The 18,443-nt window shown below is 69.2% G+C and carries 11 protein-coding genes and 3 pseudogenes; 10 read left to right on the top strand and 4 right to left on the bottom strand.

Going from position 1 to position 18,443, the window contains the following annotated elements; genetic code table 11:
* Positions 1-43: 43 nt before the first annotated feature.
* The 4 genes and pseudogenes from AB5J49_RS05900 (at position 44) to AB5J49_RS05885 (ending at position 5,375) form a co-directional block, all read left to right on the top strand.
* Positions 44-2,260, top strand: a complete 2,217-nt coding sequence (locus AB5J49_RS05900) for a WD40/YVTN/BNR-like repeat-containing protein (RefSeq protein WP_369167376.1) — start codon at positions 44-46, stop codon at positions 2,258-2,260.
* Entirely contained in the window at positions 2,260-4,227 is a 1,968-nt protein-coding gene (locus AB5J49_RS05895) for a beta-galactosidase (protein ID WP_369167375.1), read from the top strand. The genes AB5J49_RS05900 and AB5J49_RS05895 overlap by 1 nt, the downstream gene beginning before the upstream one ends.
* Before the next feature lie 13 nt (positions 4,228-4,240).
* Positions 4,241-4,622: pseudogene (locus AB5J49_RS05890) on the top strand (hypothetical protein); the annotation flags it as partial.
* A gap of 36 nt (positions 4,623-4,658) precedes the next feature.
* Complete coding sequence (locus tag AB5J49_RS05885) at positions 4,659-5,375, top strand: hypothetical protein (RefSeq protein WP_369167374.1); 717 nt, start codon at positions 4,659-4,661, stop codon at positions 5,373-5,375.
* Positions 5,376-5,439: 64 nt separating this feature from the next.
* On the opposite strand, the gene AB5J49_RS05880 is transcribed toward AB5J49_RS05885, so the two are convergent.
* Both AB5J49_RS05880 and AB5J49_RS05875 read right to left on the bottom strand, forming a co-directional pair.
* Complete coding sequence (locus tag AB5J49_RS05880) at positions 5,440-7,479, bottom strand: non-reducing end alpha-L-arabinofuranosidase family hydrolase (protein WP_369167373.1); 2,040 nt, start codon at positions 7,477-7,479, stop codon at positions 5,440-5,442.
* A 55-nt stretch (positions 7,480-7,534) separates the two neighbouring features.
* The gene (locus tag AB5J49_RS05875; RefSeq protein WP_369167372.1) at positions 7,535-9,157 is read right to left on the bottom strand and encodes a glycoside hydrolase 43 family protein; all 1,623 of its coding nucleotides are present in this window, start codon (positions 9,155-9,157) and stop codon (positions 7,535-7,537) included.
* A gap of 138 nt (positions 9,158-9,295) precedes the next feature.
* On the opposite strand from AB5J49_RS05875, the gene AB5J49_RS05870 reads away from it, so the two are divergent.
* The 5 genes and pseudogenes from AB5J49_RS05870 to AB5J49_RS05850 all read left to right on the top strand — a co-directional run bounded on the left by AB5J49_RS05870 (position 9,296) and on the right by AB5J49_RS05850 (position 13,956).
* A complete protein-coding gene (locus tag AB5J49_RS05870) occupies positions 9,296-9,538 on the top strand; it encodes a twin-arginine translocation signal domain-containing protein (protein ID WP_369175055.1) in 243 nt (80 codons plus the stop codon).
* Between the two features lie 87 nt (positions 9,539-9,625).
* Positions 9,626-11,400, top strand: a pseudogene (locus tag AB5J49_RS05865) (lectin).
* 65 nt (positions 11,401-11,465) lie between these two features.
* Positions 11,466-12,884, top strand: a complete 1,419-nt coding sequence (locus tag AB5J49_RS05860; protein WP_369167371.1) for a glycoside hydrolase family 43 protein — start codon at positions 11,466-11,468, stop codon at positions 12,882-12,884.
* 38 nt (positions 12,885-12,922) lie between these two features.
* Complete coding sequence (locus AB5J49_RS05855) at positions 12,923-13,681, top strand: PHB depolymerase family esterase (protein WP_369167370.1); 759 nt, start codon at positions 12,923-12,925, stop codon at positions 13,679-13,681.
* 35 nt (positions 13,682-13,716) lie between these two features.
* Positions 13,717-13,956, top strand: coding sequence for a cellulose binding domain-containing protein (locus AB5J49_RS05850; protein ID WP_369167369.1), 240 nt, complete (start codon positions 13,717-13,719; stop codon positions 13,954-13,956).
* A gap of 150 nt (positions 13,957-14,106) precedes the next feature.
* Here the strand turns inward: AB5J49_RS05850 and AB5J49_RS05845 are convergent.
* Positions 14,107-15,227 (bottom strand): annotated as a pseudogene (locus AB5J49_RS05845) (cellulose binding domain-containing protein).
* A 286-nt stretch (positions 15,228-15,513) separates the two neighbouring features.
* Between AB5J49_RS05845 and AB5J49_RS05840 the strand changes: the two are divergent.
* A complete protein-coding gene (locus AB5J49_RS05840) occupies positions 15,514-16,494 on the top strand; it encodes a LacI family DNA-binding transcriptional regulator (protein ID WP_369167368.1) in 981 nt (326 codons plus the stop codon).
* Between the two features lie 68 nt (positions 16,495-16,562).
* On the opposite strand, the gene AB5J49_RS05835 is transcribed toward AB5J49_RS05840, so the two are convergent.
* Entirely contained in the window at positions 16,563-18,341 is a 1,779-nt protein-coding gene (locus AB5J49_RS05835) for a cellulase family glycosylhydrolase (RefSeq protein WP_369167367.1), read from the bottom strand.
* Positions 18,342-18,443: the final 102 nt, after the last annotated feature.

Below are 18,443 nucleotides of genomic sequence, written 5' to 3'. Positions count from 1 at the left end.
GGGCCGTTCCCCCCACCCATTCTCATAGAACGAGGCATGTGTCATGCACGCGTCCAATGTGGGCAGGCGAGCCGTTCTTGCCGGCACCGCGGCCGCCGCCGCGCTCACCACCGTCCCGTTCCTCCCCGGGCGGGCGCAGGCCGCCGCGCCGGCCGCCACCGCCGCCCCTGCCTACCGCTGGCGCAACGTCGCCATGGGCGGCACCGGCTTCATCACCGGTGTCCTCTTCCACCCCTCGGTCCGCGGCCTCGCCTACGCCCGTACCGACGTCGGCGGCGCCTACCGCTGGGACGACCGTACCGCGAACTGGCTTCCGCTGACCGACCACTTCGGCTCGGGCGACTGGAACCTTCTCGGCGTCGAGGCCATGGCCGTCGACCCCGCCCACCCCGACCGCCTCTACCTCGCCCTCGGCACGTACACCCAGTCCTGGGCCACCAACGGTGCCGTCCTGCGCTCCGACGACCGCGGCGCCACCTGGCGGCGCACCGACCTCACCGTGAAGCTCGGCGGCAACGAGGACGGACGCGGCTGCGGCGAGCGGCTGCTCGTCGACCCGCGCAACAGCGACACGCTGTGGCTGGGCACCCGCCACGACGGACTGCTGAAGTCCACCGACCGGGGCGCCACCTGGAACCCGGTGACCTTCCCGGCCGCCCCGAGCGCCTCCGGGCAGGGCGTCACCCTCCTCGTCGCCGCCGGCCGGGTCGTCTACGCCGGCTGGGGCGACTCCGACGGCACCACCCCGAACCTCTTCTCCACGACCGACGGCACCACCTGGAAAGCCGTCCCGGGCCGGCCAACAGGCACCGCCGCCAAGCTCCCGGTCCGCGCCGCGTTCGACAGGCACACCCGCGAGCTGTACGTGACGTACGCCGACGGGCCCGGCCCCAACGGACAGACCAACGGCAGCGTGCACAAGCTGTGCACCACCAGCGGCAAGTGGACCGACGTCACCCCTGTGAAGCCGGGCGGGACGGCCACCGACGGCTCGAACGACAGCTTCGGCTACGGCGGCGTGGCCGTCGACGCCCGCCGCGCCGGCACCGTCGTCGTCTCCACCAACAACCGCTGGGCGGAGGTCGACACCGTGTTCCGCACCACCGACGGCGGCCGCACCTGGACGTCCCTCAAGGACAGCGCCGTCCTCGACGTCTCCGAGACGCCGTACCTCAAGTGGGGCGCGGACAAGCCCAAGTTCGGCTCGTGGATCCAGGCCCTCGCCCTCGACCCGTACGACTCCCGGCACATCGTCTTCGGCACCGGTGCCACGCTCATGGGCACCCGCGACCTGAAGCACTGGGCCCCGCAGATCCGCGGCCTGGAGGAGGCCTCGGCGCGCCAGTTGCTCTCGCCCCCGGTCGGCGAGGCGCACCTGATCAGCGGCTCCGCGGACGTCGGCGTGATGTACCACGAGCGGCTCACGGCGTCCCCCTCGCGTGGCATGGCGACCAACCCCCTGTTCATCACGGCGACAGGACTCGCGCAGGCCGCGCTCAAGCCGTCGTACGTCGTGCGCAGCGGCTCGGGTGACCAGGGCAACGGTGCCTGCTCCGACGACGGCGGGCGGACCTGGGTGCCCTTCGCGGCCCAGCCCTCCATCGCCAAGGACGCGGCGGGACCGATCGCCGTGAGCGCCGACGGCAAGGTGCTGCTGTGGTGCTTCGTGCACTGGGACGGCAGCACGCACCCCACCTACCGCTCGGCGGACGGCGGCGCCACCTGGTCCGAGGTGACCTCCGTCCCGAAGGGCGCCGTACCGGTCGCCGACCCGGCCGACGCGGCGCGCTTCTACGCGTACGACACGGCCACGGGAACCCTTCACGCCAGCACGGACGCGGGCGCGACCTTCACCGCACGGGCGACCGGGCTGCCCTCCGGGGACAGCAACTTCACGCTGACGGCGGCGCCGGGAAGGTCCGGCGACCTGTGGCTGAGCACCATCGGTGAGGGCCTGCACCGGTCCACCGACGGCGGCGCGACCTTCTCGAGGATCACCGGCGTCGGGGCCTCGGAGTGTCTCGGTTTCGGCAGGGCCGCGGACGGCGCCGACTACCCCGCGATCTACCAGGTGGGCACGATCGGGACCGTCACCGGCGTCCACCGCTCCGACGACGAGGCGAAGACCTGGGTGCGGATCAACGACGACCAGCACCAGTGGGGCTGGATCGGCAAGGCCGTCATCGGTGACCCGCGCGTCCACGGCCGTGTCTACGTCGCCACCAACGGGCGCGGCATCCAGTACGGGGAGCCCGTCTGATGCCGACCCTCGCCGACACCACGCGCGGCCGCCTCCTCTTCGGCGGCGACTACAACCCCGAGCAGTGGCCCGAGGAGACCTGGCACGAGGACGTCCGGCTGATGAAGGAGGCCGGCGTCAACTCGGTCACCCTCGGCGTCTTCTCCTGGGCCAAGCTCGAACCCCGCCCAGGGGAGCGGAACTTCGGCTGGCTCGACCGGCTGATGGACCTCATGCACGAGAACGGCATCGGCGTCGTCCTCGCCACCCCGACCTCCTCGCCCCCGCCCTGGATGGGCCGGCTGCACCCCGACACCCTGCCCGTCACCGAGGACGGCCGCACCGAGTGGTGGGGCGGCCGGCAGCACTTCTCGCACTCCAGCGCCACCTACCGGCGCTACGCCGCCGCCATCACCGAGGACCTCGCCGCCCGCTACGGCAGCCACCCGGCCCTGACGATGTGGCACATCAACAACGAGTACTGCACCTCCGACTTCGGCGACGAGGCGGCAGCCACCTTCCGACGATGGCTGCGGGAGAAGTACGGCACGCTCGACGCCCTCAACGAGGCCTGGGGGACCGCCTTCTGGAGCCAGGGCTACGACACCTGGGACGGCATCCTGCCGCCCCGCCTGCCGCACTACATGCGCAATCCCACCCAGACCCTGGACTTCAAACGCTTCACCTCCGACATGCTCCTGGAGTGCTATACGGCCGAGCGGGACATCGTCCGCCGCCACACCCCGCACACCCCCGTCACCACCAACTTCATGCCGCTGTGGGTCGGGCAGGACGCGTGGCGCTGGGCAGGGGAGGAGGACGTCGTCTCCGTCGACATCTATCCGGATCCGCGTGATCCGCTGGGCGCCCAGAACGGCGCTCTCATCCAGGACATGACCCGCTCCCAGGCACGCGGGCCGTGGATGCTCATGGAGCAGGCGGCCGGGCCGGTCAACTGGCGGGGCGTCAACCACCCCAAGCCCCGGGGCCTCAACCGCCTGTGGTCTCTGCAAGCCGTGGCCCGCGGCGCCGACGCCGTCTGCTACTTCCAGTGGCGGCAGTCCCGGCAGGGCGCGGAGAAGTTCCACTCCGGGATGGTCAGCCACGCCGGGGAGCGCGGCCGTACCTTCCAGGAGGTCAAGCAGCTCGGCGCGGACCTCGCGAGGATCGCGCCGGAGGTGTCGGGCGGGAACATCACCGCGGACGTCGCCGTCCTGCACGACTGGCACGCCTGGTGGGCCGGCGCCCAGGACGGCCGTCTGTCCCAGCAGGTCGAGCACGCGGACGTGCTCAAGGCCTGGCACCGTGCCCTGTGGCAGGCCCACCTCACCACCGACTTCGCCCACCCCGAGCACGACCTGTCCGCGTACCGTCTCGTCGTCGTGCCGCAGCTGTACCTCCTCACGGGCGCGGCGGTCGAGAACCTCCTCGCCTACGTCCGCCGGGGCGGCACCCTCGTCTGCGGGTTCCTGACCGGTGTCGCCGACGAGGACGACCGGGTGCGGCCCGGCGGCATGGACGCCCGGCTGCGCGAGCTGTTCGGCATCCGCACCCTGCACGAGTGGTGGCCGCTGGACGCGGAGGAGACCGTCACCTGCGAGGGCTTCAGAGGCACGCTGTGGTCCGAGGAGCTGGAGGCCGACGGCACCGCCGAGGAGAGCGTCCCGTACCGGGGCGGTGAACTCGACGGACTGCCCGCCGTCCTGCGCAAGGACCGGGCCTGGTACGTCTCCACGCTCCCGGAGCCTTGGGCGCTGAGCGACCTGCTGGCCCGGATCGCCTCCGGCGCGGGCGTCCGGCCGGTGCTCGACGGCCTCCCCGAGCAGGTCGAGGCCGTACGCCGGGGCGAGGTGCTGTTCGTGCTCAACCACGGCCGCGAGCCGGTGACCGTGGAGGTGCCCGGCACCCACCACGACCTGCTGACGGGGTCGGCCGTCACCGACCGGGTCACCCTCGGCCGCTACGGGGCGGCGGTGCTCCGGCCATGACCGCGCTCACCGACTGGAGGACACCGACGACCGCCGTCACCTGAGCCACCTCTACGGTGTCCGGCCGCTCGACGAGATCACTCTCGCCGCCACGTCTGCAGCGCCGACGCCGCGCACACCCTGCCCGCCGTCCTCATCGAGACGCCTCTCCAGTCGCCCCCCACCGACTGGTCCTCCTGCCCGCGCAGCCTCCCGCTCTCCCGGCGGGCCGACTCACGGGCGTACGCACGCGGTTCGGCGCCGAGGTCACCCTGGCCTGGGCGCCCGACGGGGCGAGGTCGGTCCTGAAGCCGACTCGCACCGTCCGTATCGAAGTCAGGGCTTCCTCCGGAGACGCGCAGCCGATCGATCTCGTCGCCGGAGAGGACCACGTCCTCAGCCAAGGGGCGTGGTAGCACCCCACAATTCCCCCCACCCGTGGAAGGGACACCATGGTAAAAAGCACGATAGGCAAGGTCAGCATGGCGGTGCTGGCGCCGGCGATGGCTCTATGCGCCACCGTCGGCCTCGCCTCCGCCCCCGCCTCCGCCGCCGTCTGGAACACCTGCGACCGGTATGGCGGCACCAGCCTGGACGGCTACAAGCTCTACAACAACGTCTGGGGCTCCGGCGCCGGCAGCCAGTGCACCTGGGCCAACTCCGGGACCAACTGGGGTGTCTGGGCCAACCACCCCAACACCGGCGGCATCAAGTCCTACGCCAACTCAACCAAAACGATCAACAAGACGATCGACTCCCTCGGCTGGCTCACCAGCAACTACAACGTCAGCGTCCCGTCGTCCGGCGCGTACAACACGTCGTACGACATCTGGGACAACGACCACCAGTACGAGATCATGCTCTGGGTCAACTACAACGGATCCGTCGGCCCGATCGGCTCCTACCAGGGCAACGTCACGCTCGGCGGCCACAACTGGAACGTCTACAAGGGCACCAACGGCTCGAACCAGGTGTTCTCGTTCCTGCGGACGTCCGACTCCAACTCCGGCACCGTGGACATCAAGCCGGTCCTCAACTGGATCGCCTACACCAAGGGCTGGATGCCCGGCAACGAGATCATCGGCGACGTCCAGTTCGGCTATGAAGTCACCTCGTCGTCCGGCGGACTCAACTTCAACACCAACAACCTGACCGTCAGCGGCGGCTGACCCGACACCAGGCCGGAAGAACGGGCATGGGCCCCGCTCCGCGCGCGGAGCGGGGCCCATGTGGTCAGCAAGTCGAGTTGGTCTGGGTGAGCAGGCCCAGTCGCCATGGCAGGCTGTTGTAGTCGCCCCCGGCGTTGGGGTCCTTGCCCTGGTACAGGTACTGCAGCTTGCAGGCCGGGATGGTGAGCGTCTGGTCGTTGCCTGCCCGGATCATCTCGCCGTGGCTGATGTCCCGGCTCCAGGTACCGGAGGGGAACGTCACGTTGCTGGACTTGGCGAACGGGTTGCCCTCGGACGCGGCCAGGGGAGACCACGAGCCGGCGAGGCTGTTCGCGGTCCAGGAGCGGAAGTAGCGCCGGCCGTCCGAAGCGATGGCCTCGACGAGCAGCAGGTACTGGTTGCTGCCCTGCACCTTGTAGACGTTGCTCGCCTCGAACAGGGCGTACTTGGAGTCCTGGGCCGCGATCACCGTGTTGGTGAAGCCGCCCGGGAACTGGCCGACGCTCGTCTGGGACCGGTAGAGGTGCCCGTTGTCGTCGGAGGAGAACAGGTAGCAGTTGGCGCTGTCGCAGATCACCCACATGTCGACCCAGAAGCCGTTGCCGATGTTCTGCTTGATGATGTCCGGCATCGACGAGTAGAAGTTGCGAGGGGCGCTCCACCCGTTGGGGTTGCTGATGTCGGGATTGGTGGAGTACGACGCGTTGCCGGTCTGGTAGACGAGGTACCACAGGCGTTGCGGCGCGTAGTAGAAGACCTGCGGTGCGGCCCGGTATCCGGCGCCGATGGCGGTGCGGTCGAGGTAGTGGTGGGTGGCGGACCCGGCCTGGGACCAGTCACTGAAGTTCAGGTAGACCAGGTTGTACCCGGAGGAGCGGGCGACGCTGGCGAACACGTGGTACTTGCCGTTGTGCTGGACGACCGTCGGATCCTTGATCCCGGCGATGTTGTGGGTGGCGTCCGACTTCGGTGAGATCAGCTTCCCGCTGGAGCTCCAGGAGAAGCGGGAGGGCAGCGCGGCGGCGGACCGGGCCGAACGGGCGTCGGTCCGCTGTGCAGCGGCCGAGCCGCCCAGCGCGGTGAGCGCCGACTGGTAGGCCGGTTTCTTGTTGCCGTTGCGGTCGAACAGCAGCGGGTTCTCCCCGCTGCGCCAGGAGTCGCTGTCGCGGATGCCCCAGACGGTGATGCCGGTGCAGCGTGCCACGTTCATGCAGGCCCGGACCGTGTTGGCGTACGCCGTCGTCGGCGCCTGCGCGATGTCCAGCTCGGTGATCTGGACGTCCACCCCGAGGGCGGCGAAGTTCGACAGCGTCGTCTGGAAACTGGCGGGCGGCCCGCCGGCGCCGAAGTGGGCCTGAAGGCCGACGCAGTCGATGGGAACGCCGCGAGCCTTGAAGTCGCGCACCATGCGGTAGACGCCCTGGGTCTTGGCGTCGCTCCAGTTCTCGATGTTGTAGTCGTTGTAGCAGAGCTTGGCCGCAGGGTCGGCGGATCGCGCGGTGCGGAACGCCTGCTCGACGAAGCCGGTGCCCAGCACGTCCCGGAAGACCGAGCCGCGCATCTGGCCGCTGCCGCCGTCGGCGAAGGCCTCGTTGACCACGTCCCAGGCGAAGGCCTTGCCCTTGTAGTGGTTCATCACCGTGGTGATGTGGTTGTTCATCACGCCGCGCAGCGTGTTCGCGTCCCTGATGGAGCTGACCCAGCCGGGCAGTTGGGAGTGCCACACCAGAGTGTGGCCACGCACGCGCTGACCCCGGGACGCCGCGCGGTTGACGATCTGGTCGGCGGGGCCGAAAGTGAACGAGCCGCGGGACCGCTCGGTGGCGTCCCACTTCATCTCGTTCTCGGGTGTGACCGAGTTGAACTCGCGGTCCAGGATCGTGGAGTACGTGCCGTCGCCGAGCCTTCCGGCGGCCACGGCGGTCCCGAAGTACCGTCCGGACTGGGCCGCTTGGGCGCCGAGAGTGGAGGCCCGGACGGCGTCGGGTGCGGTGGTCGCGGCGTCGGGTGCGGCGGCTGCGGCGACTGGAGTCACCAGGGCGGCCACAGCCAGCAGGGATAACACCGAGGCTCGGCGACGGCCGAGCCGTTTCAGCGGGTTCATGGTTCTCCTCGTACGGTTGGGTGGGGGGTTGCGCTGTGCGGTCGATGGGACGGGATCAGGGCGTCGACAGCTCGAACCGCAGGACGCGGACCGCGCCGCCGAGCGCCTGCGTGGCGTGGTTGAAGAGGGCGAATCGGTAGCCCATGAAGAACCGCCAGTCGTTGCCCATGGAGAAGGCGGGCCCGAGACGGGTGAAGTTGGTGCCGTCGGTGCTGTAGGAGAAGGTCCCGGGGCGGGCGGCGCCGGGGCGGATGTCCGCGTTCGCGCGCAGCCAGATACGGCTGCCGGAGACGGGCGCGCTCGCGGCCTCGGTGCCGGTGCCGGTGGTGTTCCAGTTGCCGTCCATGGTCAGCCCGTTGACCATCACCGCCCGCGTCACGCCGCCGTCGCGCTTGACGCCGATCCAGGCGGAGGAGTCGCGCAGCAGCGCGAGTCCGGCCCGGTCGCCGTCCCGCATCGCGGAGTGGTCGAGCTGGACCGTGGCGGTGGAGGCGGGTCCCTGGACGCGGTGCGTGAGGGTGTTGCGGGCCCAGTAGAGGTCGTTGGTGACGGTCGCGGTCCGCAGGGTCAGGCCGTTGCCGACCGACCACTTGGTGTTGTCCGGGTTGTGGTTCCACTCCCACCTCGGTTTGAGGGCCGTGCCGTCGAAGGTGTCGACGCCGATCAGGGGAGTGACCTGGCGGGGTGGAGTGGGCACAGCCGGGCTGGGATACGCGGCACCCCACGCGCCGTTGACCAGTTGGACGACGGGCCAGCCGTCCGAGGTCCAGGTCACCGGGGCCAGGGCAGGCATCCGGCCGCCGGGATACGCGTCCACGAAGGCCATGTAGTACCAGGCGCCGCTCTGCGTCTGCACCAGCCCGCCCTGGTGCGGGACGCCACCGCCGGGGATCGGCCCGTGCAGGTCGAGGAGGACCTGTCGCATCGTGTATGGACCGAAGGGGCCGTTCGACGACTTCAGGATGTACTGCCCGTTCGCGGGGCGGGTCAGGAAGATGTAGTACTGCCCATTGATCTTGTAGAAGCGGGAGCCCTCCAGGGTGCCGACACTCAACGGTGTGGTGAACACCTGCTGTGTGCGGATCTGGTTGCGGCCGTCGGGCGAGAGCTGGGCCACGCTGATGGTGGTGTTTCCGTACGCCACGTACAGGGTGTCGTCACTGTCGACGAGCAGCCCCGCGTCGTAGTAGGGAGTGCTGATCGTCGTTAGCCTGCTCCACGGCCCCTCGACGGCGGTGGCGGTGTAGACGTACGTCCGGGCGAAGTCGATCTGGCCGAGCCAGTAGAAGGTCCTGTTGCTCGGCCGGTAGGCCAGTGACGAGGCCCAGATTCCCCGGACGTAGCCACGGGCGCCGTTGAGGTCGTACTTGGGGCCGAAGTCCAGGACGGGCACCGAGTGACCGGCGATCTCCCAGTTCACCAGGTCGTACGAACGCAGGACGGGTGCGCCCGGCGAGTAGTGCATCGTCGAGGCGGAGGCGTAATAGGTGGCGCCGACGCGGATGACATCGATATCCGCGAAGTCCTGCCAGATCACCGGGTTGGTGTACTCCGGGGCGGCCGCGAGGGCCGGTTCTGCGTCGGGAGCGGAAGCGGCGGTTGGGGACGTCCCGGCCAGAGGCAGCAAGGCACCGGTGACCAGGCCGCCGCCGACGGTCAGTGCGCGGCGGCGATCCATGTGTTGGCGAGAGCATGACATATCCATGTGTCGTTCTCTCTGCGAGGGAGTGCTGCGGTGGCGGGTCGACCTCCACGTGTTCGAGATCGCGAACACTGACTGACCCGTTGAGCATTCAGGATGATATGAACCCGATACATCCCGTCAATAGCTGTCGCAGGATTCGGTAATGAGGGCGAAATATTTCGAAGCCTTGGGTGCCGTCAGGGGATCGCCCGGGCGTTCCTCCGGCGTTCCGCTGCCGCCGGATCGACCGGCGCCATCGGGGCAACTGGGTGGCCGAATGGTGTTGACATGCTCGGGAGTCTCTCTAGCATCGTGAGGTCGGCGATTCGAAATTCGACCGAAATTTCGAACAGTATGCATCTGACGTATACATGACATGGGCCAGCCACGCGCAATTGTCATCCGCTGTCTGTCCACCATGCGCCGGACCAGCCCATGGCAACTCTCTGAAAGGAGTCCACGGTGCCCAGACGATCAGGCAGACGACTGCTCCGTCTCTTCGCGGCCGCCTCGCTGGCGGTCGCCGCGTCCTTCACGGCTTCTGTCCACTCCACCGCTTCGGCCGCGCCGGGCAGCCCCGCGCTCACCCCGCCGCTGGGCTGGAACAGCTGGAACAGCTTCGGATGCGGGATCACCGAGGCGCAGGTGCGCCAGGCCGCCGACGCGATGGTGTCCTCGGGCATGAAGGACGCGGGCTACCAGTACGTCGTCGTCGACGACTGCTGGTTCGACCCGCAGCGTGACAGCGCGGGCAACCTGCGGGCCAACCCGACCAAGTTCCCCAGCGGCATGAAGGCCCTCGGGGACTACATCCACGGCAAGGGCCTGAAGTTCGGCATCTACCAGGCACCCAACGAGAAGACGTGCGCGCAGGGCGTGGGCACCTACCCGGGCGCCACGGGCAGCAAGGGCCACGAGGCCCAGGACGCCAACGCGTCGTTCGCCTCGTGGGGCGTCGACTACCTCAAGTACGACTGGTGCTCCGGCAGCGGCACCCTGAGCGAGCAGATCGCACAGTTCACCATCATGCGCGACGCCCTGCGCGCCACCGGCCGGCCCATCGTCTACAGCATCAACCCCAACAGCTTCCACGCCCCCACCGGCGACAAGTACAACTGGGGCGAGGTCGCCGACCTGTGGCGGACGACCGAGGACCTGCTCGACATCTGGCAGAACAACAACACCAACAGCTACCCGATGGGCGTCGGCAACGTCCTCGACATCACCGCGCCGCTGGCCGCGCAGTCGGGCCCGGGACACTGGAACGACCCCGACATGCTGGTCGTCGGCCGACCCGGCCTGTCCCTGACCGAGTCCCGCTCCCACGCTTCGCCCTGTGGGCACTGCTCTCGGCCCCCCTCATGGCCGGCAACGACATCCGCACCATGTCCGCCGACGTGAGCGCGATCCTGCGCAACCCGCGCCTGCTGGCGGTCAACCAGGACTCTCTGGGCGCGGGCGGGGGGGCGCAGGGCGCGACGACGGCGGCACCGAGATATTCGCCAAGCCCCTGTCCGACGGCTCGGTCGCGGTGGGCCTGTTCAACCGGGGAGGGGGCACGGCGACGGTCAGCACCACGGCCGCTCAAGTCGGCCTGTCCGGCGGGTCGTTCACACCTCACGGACCTGTGGACCGGCGACGGCTCGGTCGCGGTGGGCCTGTTCAACCGGGGAGGGGGCACGGCGACGGTCAGCACCACGGCCGCTCAAGTCGGCCTGTCCGGCGGGTCGTTCACCCTCACGGACCTGTGGACCGGCGGCACGTCGAGCACGTCCGGCCAGATCTCGGCGAGCGTCCCCGCGCACGGCGTGGCCGTGTTCCGGGTGAGCGGCGGCAGCCCGCTGGCCGCCACCACCTCCCGGCTGCGCGGCAACGCCTCCGGCCGCTGCCTGGACGTCGACAACGCCTCCACCGCGGCCGGGGCCACGGCACTGATCTGGGACTGCCACACGGCCGCCAACCAGCTCTGGACCACATGGGCCGGCGGCGAGATCCGCGTCTACGGCGACAAATGCCTGGACGCCTACAACCAGGGCACCACCAACGGCACCCGGGTCATCACCTGGCCCTGCAACGGCCAGAACAACCAGAAGTGGACCGTCGGCTCCGACGGGACGATCCGCAACGTCCACGCCGGGCTGTGCCTCGACGTCAACGGGGCCGCCACCGCCAACGGCACCCCGCTGGTCCTGTGGACCTGCAACGGCCAGAACAACCAGAAGTGGGCCCGCGCGTGAAGGGGATCGCGCACCGGCCAACAGCCCAGCCGCCAGCCGCCAGTTGCCGTCCACCGGAGGCCATCATGAGCACGGTTCGACCGATACCCACCACCGGCACGAGGTTCACCCGGGCAGCCGCCTGGGTGGTGGGCCTCCTGCTGACGTTCGCCGTCCTTCCCGCCGCGGTGCATCCCACAGAGGCCAGGGCCGACAACCCGATCGTGCAGCACGTCTACACCGCCGACCCTTCCCCACTGGTGCACAACGGGCGGGTCTACCTCTACACCGGGCACGACGAGGACGGCTCCACCTCCTCCTTCGTGATGAAGGACTGGCGGGTGTGGTCCTCCGCCGACATGGTCAACTGGACCGACCACGGCTCACCGCTCAGCCTGAACACCTTCAGCTGGGCGGCCGACAACGCGTGGGCGGGCCAGGCCGTCGAACGGGGCGGCAAGTTCTACTGGTACGTGCCGGTGACGGTCCGGGGGACCGGCCAGTTCGCCATCGGCGTGGCGGTGGCGGACAGCCCCACCGGCCCGTTCCGGGACGCCCTCGGCCATCCGCTGGTGGAGAACACTGAGATCGACCCGACCGTCTTCATCGACGACGACGGTCAGGCCTACCTGTACTGGGGTAACCCGAACCTGTGGTACGTCAAGCTGAACGCGGACATGACGTCCTACGCGGGCAGCCCCACCAGAATTCCGCTCACCACCGCGGGCTTCGGCACCCGCACCGACAACCCCGACCGTCCCACGCTGTACGAAGAAGGACCCTGGGTCTACAAACGGGGCGGTCTGTACTACATCGTGTATGCGGCCAAGTGCTGCCAGGAGTTCATCGCCTACTCCACGGCACCCAGCCCGACCGGGCCGTGGACCTACCGTGGAACAGTCATGCCCGCCCAGGGCAACAGCTTCACCAACCACCCGGGCATCGTGGACTTTAAGGGCAACTCGTATTTCTTCTATCACAACGGCGCGCTCCCGGGCGGCGGCGGCTTCACCCGCTCGGTCGCGGTGGAGAGGTTCTCCTACAACGCCGACGGCACGATCCCCGTGATCAACATGACGAACAGCGGCGCACCCCAGGCCGACACGCTCAACCCGTACGTCCGCCAGGAGGCCGAGACGCTCGCCTGGGGTTCCGGGATCGAGACCGAATGGACCAGTGACGGCGGAATGAACGTCGGCTGGATCGACAACGGCGACTACATCAAGGTCAAGGGCGTGGCCTTCGGGCCGGGCGCATCCTCCTTCACTGCGCGCGTGGCCTCGGCCAGCGCCGGCGGCACCGTCGAACTGCGCCTGGGTTCGCCGAGCGGGACGGTCGTGGGCCGGTGCGGTGTGCCGAACACCGGGGGCTGGCAGACCTGGACGACGGTGACCTGCCCGGTCGGCGGCGCGGCAGGAACCCAGGACCTCTACCTGCGGTTCACCGGCGGCAGCGGCTACCTGCTGAACATGAACTGGTGGCAGTTCACCCCCGGCACGTCCTGACCCGACCCATGGCGATGCTCGAACAGAAGGGGAGTCGCATGATGACAAGGACGAGACTCCTCTTGTGGCCCGCCCTGGTCGCGGTGCTGTTGGTCCTCGGCATGGGCGGCACGGCACTGGGCCGCACGGCTGCCGCGCCCGTCAGCACCGCTGCCGCGAGCCCCGGCTGCGGCAAGGCCCCCACCCTGACGAGCGGTACGTACACGATCCAGAGCGGCGGCAAGAACCGGAGCTTCATCCTGCGGATCCCGGACGGCTACGACCGCAACCGCGCCTACCGGCTGATCTTCGGGTTCCACTGGCTGGGCGGCACCTCCACCGACGTCTCCACGGGCCGCACGGTGGAAACGGGCACCTGGGCCTACTACGGGCTCCAGCGCCTGGCGGACAACAGCGCCATCTTCGTCGCACCACAAGGCCTCAACAACGGCTGGGCCAACTCCGGCGGGGGCACCCAGCCCATCGCCTACCTCGGAGTGCACGGCCTCAGGGACAGTGTTCTCGGCATCTCCGGCGGACGGGCGATGCGGGACACGTTCGTCAGGAACAACGGCTGCACCCCCCAGAACCCGCCCGAGCCCGAGGGCAGCCTGACGCACCGGGTCACCACCTACTCGGGCTGCTCGGCCGGGCATCCGGTCGCCTGGGCCGCGTTCGACGAAGGACACATCGCCGCTCCACAGGACGGGGCCCCCGGTGACAGCGGCAGGACCTGGCTGCCGGGAGAGGTGTGGAAGTTCTTCACGCAGTTCCAGGCATCCGACCCGTCACCGTCAGCGCGTGGAACAGCGGTCTGACCTCGAACATCACCATCACCAACACTGGCACCACCGTGATCCACGGCTGGTCCCTGGCATTCACCCTGCCCGGCGGCCAGGCCGTCACCTCCGGCTGGAACGCGGACTACTCGCCCGCCTCCGGCCAGGTGACGGCCAGGAACCTCTCCCACAACGCCACCATCGCTCCGGGCGCGTCCGTGGGCATCGGCTTCCAGGCCGTCCACACCGGCGACACGGCCGCGCCGGGCTCCTACACCCTCAACGGCACCGCCTGTGCTGTCACGGGGAGTTGATCGAAGTGACCAGGCGGGTCGGTCCCGCCGGTGGCCAGGTCCGCGGCCACCGGGAGGACCGACCCCCCCCGCCCACCGGGTCGACGGCGGGTGCGGGTGGGACGGCCGTCGTGGCGCCGGGCGGCATGCGAGCGCCCGGCGCCGGTCCTGTCAGACCTGGCCGCAGGCGGTGCCGTTGAGACTGAACCCGCCCGGCGCGGCGAAGGTGCCGCCGTAGGTGCCCTGGAACCCGAAGGTCTGGCTGCCGCCGGGGGCGATGCTCGCGTTGTGCGTCAGGCCGCTCGCCGTGACGGATCCCGAGGACGAGGAGAGGGAGGCATTCCATGTGCTGGTGATGCGCTGGCCGGAGGGCAGGGTGAAGGCGAGGCGCCAGTCGTCGACGGGTGCCGAACCGGTGTTGGCGACGGTGACGTTCGCGGTGAAGCCCCCCTGCCACACGTTCGTCGCGTACGACACCTGGCAGGTGGTGGCCCCGCCCGGGCCACCCGGTCCGGCACCCGTGTTGACGGTCGACGAGAAGGAGTTCACGGTCAGCCCCGCGCCGTTCTGCCAGGGCTCGAAGCCGGCCTGGACGCTGGTCAGATACCAGTTGCTCTGTGCCAGCCCGCGGGCCACGGCCTGCCGGACGAAGTCCATCACGTCGAAGCTCCAGCCGCCGATCGCCGACGGGGCGACGAAGGAGAGCACGTCGTTGGAGCCGTTGCTGCCCGACCACACCTGCCAGGCCCGACCGCCGACGGTGGCCGTGCCGACCTGCGAGCCGATGGGCTGGATCGGGCCCACCTTGTTGAGCCAGATCATGATCTCGGTCCGGTTCACACCGTCGGTGCGGGGCGTCGGGTCCAGCCAGATGTCGTACGAGGCGTTGTAGACGGCGTCGCCGACGTAGCCGTACGAGATGCTGCTCGGCGCGCTGGAGATGCGGGCGAGTTGCGCGGGGAGGTTGGTGCCCGGCGAGCAGTTGGTGTAGTGGCAGCGTAGAAGAGGGACGGGTACGACTTCGGCCCGCCGGTCGTGGGTACGGAACCGTCGGCCCGGGCGAGCCGGAAGCCGGTGCCGGTGGCGGTGACGCACTGGGGCTCGTTGGTGCCCCAGCGGTTGTTCTGGACGACGTAGCGCCCCTGGATGACGGTCGAGCCGAACTGTTCGCAGACGGTCGTGTCGGCCTGGGCCGGGGGCGTCGCGACGAAGAGTGCCGCGATGACGGCGAGCGCGCTGACGACAGCGCCCAACGCGCCGCGGGGAGTACGGGGAAGGCACGGTAGTCGCATGTGGGGCCTCTTTTCCGAGGTACGGCCTAGGTTGCGGGTCTTGCGGGCGCTCTCCCTCCCCAGGATTGGGAGCGCTCCCATGCATCGTTCCGTTCGGACTGTAGGGCGAGGACATGTCCATGACAACCCTGTTGGGGCGGTGACTCGGCAGCGAGGCCGGCTTCCGCAGGGATGCGACAATGGCCGCGCATCAGGCGAGGGGAGGGGAAAGGCGACCGTGCCGGACAACCGAGCGGGAACACCTTCGACGGGCGAACACGGTCGAGGCGGCGAGGGGCCCCCATCGGTGACGATCGCGTACATCGCCGAATCCGCGGGCGTCTCCGTGCCCACCGTGTCCAAGGTGCTCAACGGCCGGTCCGGGGTGTCGGACGAGACCCGGGCCCGCGTCGAGCAGCTCATCCACCAGCACGGTTACCGCAAGGCTCCCCAGAACCGCAGCAATCTCGTGGAGCTTGTGTTCCGCGAGTTGGAGAGCATGTGGGCCGTGGAGATCATCCGCGGTGTCGAGCGCGTGGCCCGCAGGAACCGGATCGGTGTGCTGGTGTCGGAGTTCGGGCTCCATGACACCTCGGGCATGACCATCGACGACACGGTCGGTCGGCGCCCCCGGTGCGTCCTGTCGGTGGCGCAGCTCTCCCCGGCGGAGCGCGAACAGCTGACGGCCAAGGGCATTCCGTTCGTCGTCTTCGACCCGATCGACGAACTGCCCGACGACGTGCCGTTCGTGGGTGCCACGAACTGGAGAGGCGGGCAGGCGGCGACCCGGCACCTGGTCGGGCTGGGCCATCGGCGCATTGCCATGATCAGCGGGCCGGATCACCCCTTCTGCCTGGCCCGGCTGTCCGGTTACTCGTCAGCTCTCGCGGAAGCCGGCCTGCCGATGGAACCCGGCCTGGTGGTGAAGACCCAGCTCACCCGCGAGCACGGGTACACCGCGGCGCGGGAGCTGCTGTCCCGCACCGATCGCCCCACCGCCGTGTTCACCGCGAACGACATGCAGGCGCTCGGTGTCTACCAGGCCGCGCGTGAGCTGGGCCTGCGCATCCCGCACGATCTCAGCGTGGTGGGCTTCGACGACGTACCGGCCGTGGCCTGGATGGATCCGCCCTTGACCACCGTCCACCAGCCGTTGGCCGAGATGGCGGCAGCCGCCACCGAGCTGGCCCTGACGCTCGGCCGGGGCGAGCAGGTGCCGCAGGTGGGGCTGGAGATCGCCACCACTCTGACCGTCCGGGAGAGCACGGCTCCGCCGAAAACGGAGTGAGGCGGCGCGCGCAGACGCCGGTGCCCTGGTTGCCGGGAAGGTGGCAACCAGGGCGAGGGGCGGGTCGGTCAGGGGATGGGCGGGACGTGAGTGCCGGTGACCGAGTCTCCGGACTTCTTGACGTGGTACATGACCTTCTTTTCGCCGCTGTAGAAGTTGAAGGTCAGTGTCACCAGTTCGCCGTCGCGCAGCGAGTCCAGGAACTCGGGCGTCAGGATGATCGTGTGGTTCGGGTAGTCCGGCGAGAAGGTCGCGTTGAACTCCTGGTACACGGTCCAGTTCTTCGGGCCGGCGTAGCTGCCGTCGCCGTACCTGGCCTCCATGGTCGCCAGCACGTCACCCTTGTACTGCGTGGGGATCGTGAACGCGTCGGTCTTGCCCGTGGCGTCCGACAGCACCGCCTCGTCGTAGGTGACCACCTCGATCTGCCAGGGCAGCCCGCGGGAGAACCGGGCCTGGAGCGTGGCGTTCACCCCGTAGTCGCGGTCGCCCGACAGCCGGGTCAGGGCGCCGACCGTGAGGACGAGCCGCGTCTTGTCGAAGAGGGTGTAGTCCCGTCCCTCGACGAGCTTGGTCTCACCGTGCCACAGGCCCCGGAACGTGGTCCCGTTCAGATTCAGGGTGATCCCCTTGGCCGTGATCGGCTCCTTCTTCTTCAAGAAGACCTTGTCGAAGGAGGCCGTCGCCGAACGGGTGGTCCAGCTGGACTTGATCCACGCCATCAGGGCGGGGTCCGTCCACTTCAGGGTCTCGCGGTTCAGGTAGGCGAAAGTTCCGGGGTCCCACAGCGCGGTGGTGACTCCGGCGAGGCGCGTCGCGTGTCCGAGGTGCTCGTAGTACTTCAGTGCCTCGCCCCGCTCGACGCGGGAAGGATGGTTGATGTCGGGAAAGCCGAGCAGGCCCAACTCGCCGACGTAGACGGGGATGCCCCTGGCGACGAAGGTGTCGCGCATGCGGGCGAAGGCGTGGTTGAGGTCGCTCTGGGCGACCTCGTCGTAGTGGGTGCCGCCCGCGATGTTCACGCTGAACGGGTACCAGCTGTAGAAGTGCACGGTGGCGATCAGCTGACGGTCGTTCAGCGACTTGATCGTGGTGTACAGCTCGTCCATGAGGACCTGGGAGGGGGTGCCGTCCTGTGTGGTCAGGACGAGCAGGCGGCCCTTGTTCCCGCCGCCCGAAGCGCGGACGACCTTGTGGAAGGACGTGTTCAGCTCGTTCATGAGCCGGGTCTTCTGCGCGGGCGTGGCGTCGTCGAAGCGCGGCTCGTTGATGCTCTCGAAGAGCAGGGTGCGTGGCTCGTCACGGAACGCGGCGGAGATCTGGGTCCACAGGGCGTCGTAGCGGGCGAGCACGTTGTCATGGTCGGTGGAGATCTTCGAGAGCCACTGCCAGTTGTCGTGGTGGACGTTGAGCACTACGTAGAGGTTCTCGGCCTGCGCCCAGTCGACCACCTGCTTGACGCGGCTCATGTACGCGTCGGCGACGGTGTAGGGCGCGGTGGCGGACTGGTGTGCGCTCCAGGTCACCGGGATGCGGACGCTGCGGAAGCCCTCCGCCCGGATGGTCTTGAACAGCTCCCTGGTGGTCTTGGGGTTGCCCCAGGACGTCTCGTCCGGAATCGCGTCCAGGGTGTTGCCCAGGTTCCAGCTGGGCTGCATCGCGGCGACGGCGTCCATGGCGCGGGCCGGGACTTTGACTGCGGAGGCTGCCTGCTGCGGCGTGCCCTCGGGCGAGGCGATCGCGGTGCTGCCGGACAGTCCCAGGACGACGAGCAGCGCCATCAGAAGGCCGGCCAGGCGGCCGGGGCCTCGTCTGCGGTGGTGTGCGGGTTGCCGTATGCCCTTCATGTGTCATGCCTTTCGGTCGGTCGTACGGGTGATCCGATGCGTGGTTTCGGGCAGCGCACAGGCGCCACCGTCGGCCACGTCAGTCCCTGTCAGCAGAGGGAG

It is taken from the genome of Streptomyces sp. R28 (assembly GCF_041052385.1).
Classification (GTDB): domain Bacteria; phylum Actinomycetota; class Actinomycetes; order Streptomycetales; family Streptomycetaceae; genus Streptomyces.
The sequence above is the reverse complement of the archived record's forward strand: the minus strand, read 5'-3'. Positions and strand labels throughout refer to the sequence as shown.

Coding starts and splice junctions, on each gene's coding strand:
- AB5J49_RS05900 (WP_369167376.1), top strand. CDS start 44: ATGCACGCGTCCAATGTGGGCAGGCGAGCCGTTCTTGCCGGCACCGCG.
- AB5J49_RS05895 (WP_369167375.1), top strand. CDS start 2,260: ATGCCGACCCTCGCCGACACCACGCGCGGCCGCCTCCTCTTCGGCGGC.
- AB5J49_RS05885 (WP_369167374.1), top strand. CDS start 4,659: ATGGTAAAAAGCACGATAGGCAAGGTCAGCATGGCGGTGCTGGCGCCG.
- AB5J49_RS05880 (WP_369167373.1), bottom strand. CDS start 7,479: ATGAACCCGCTGAAACGGCTCGGCCGTCGCCGAGCCTCGGTGTTATCC.
- AB5J49_RS05875 (WP_369167372.1), bottom strand. CDS start 9,157: ATGGATCGCCGCCGCGCACTGACCGTCGGCGGCGGCCTGGTCACCGGT.
- AB5J49_RS05860 (WP_369167371.1), top strand. CDS start 11,466: ATGAGCACGGTTCGACCGATACCCACCACCGGCACGAGGTTCACCCGG.
- AB5J49_RS05855 (WP_369167370.1), top strand. CDS start 12,923: ATGATGACAAGGACGAGACTCCTCTTGTGGCCCGCCCTGGTCGCGGTG.
- AB5J49_RS05835 (WP_369167367.1), bottom strand. CDS start 18,341: ATGAAGGGCATACGGCAACCCGCACACCACCGCAGACGAGGCCCCGGC.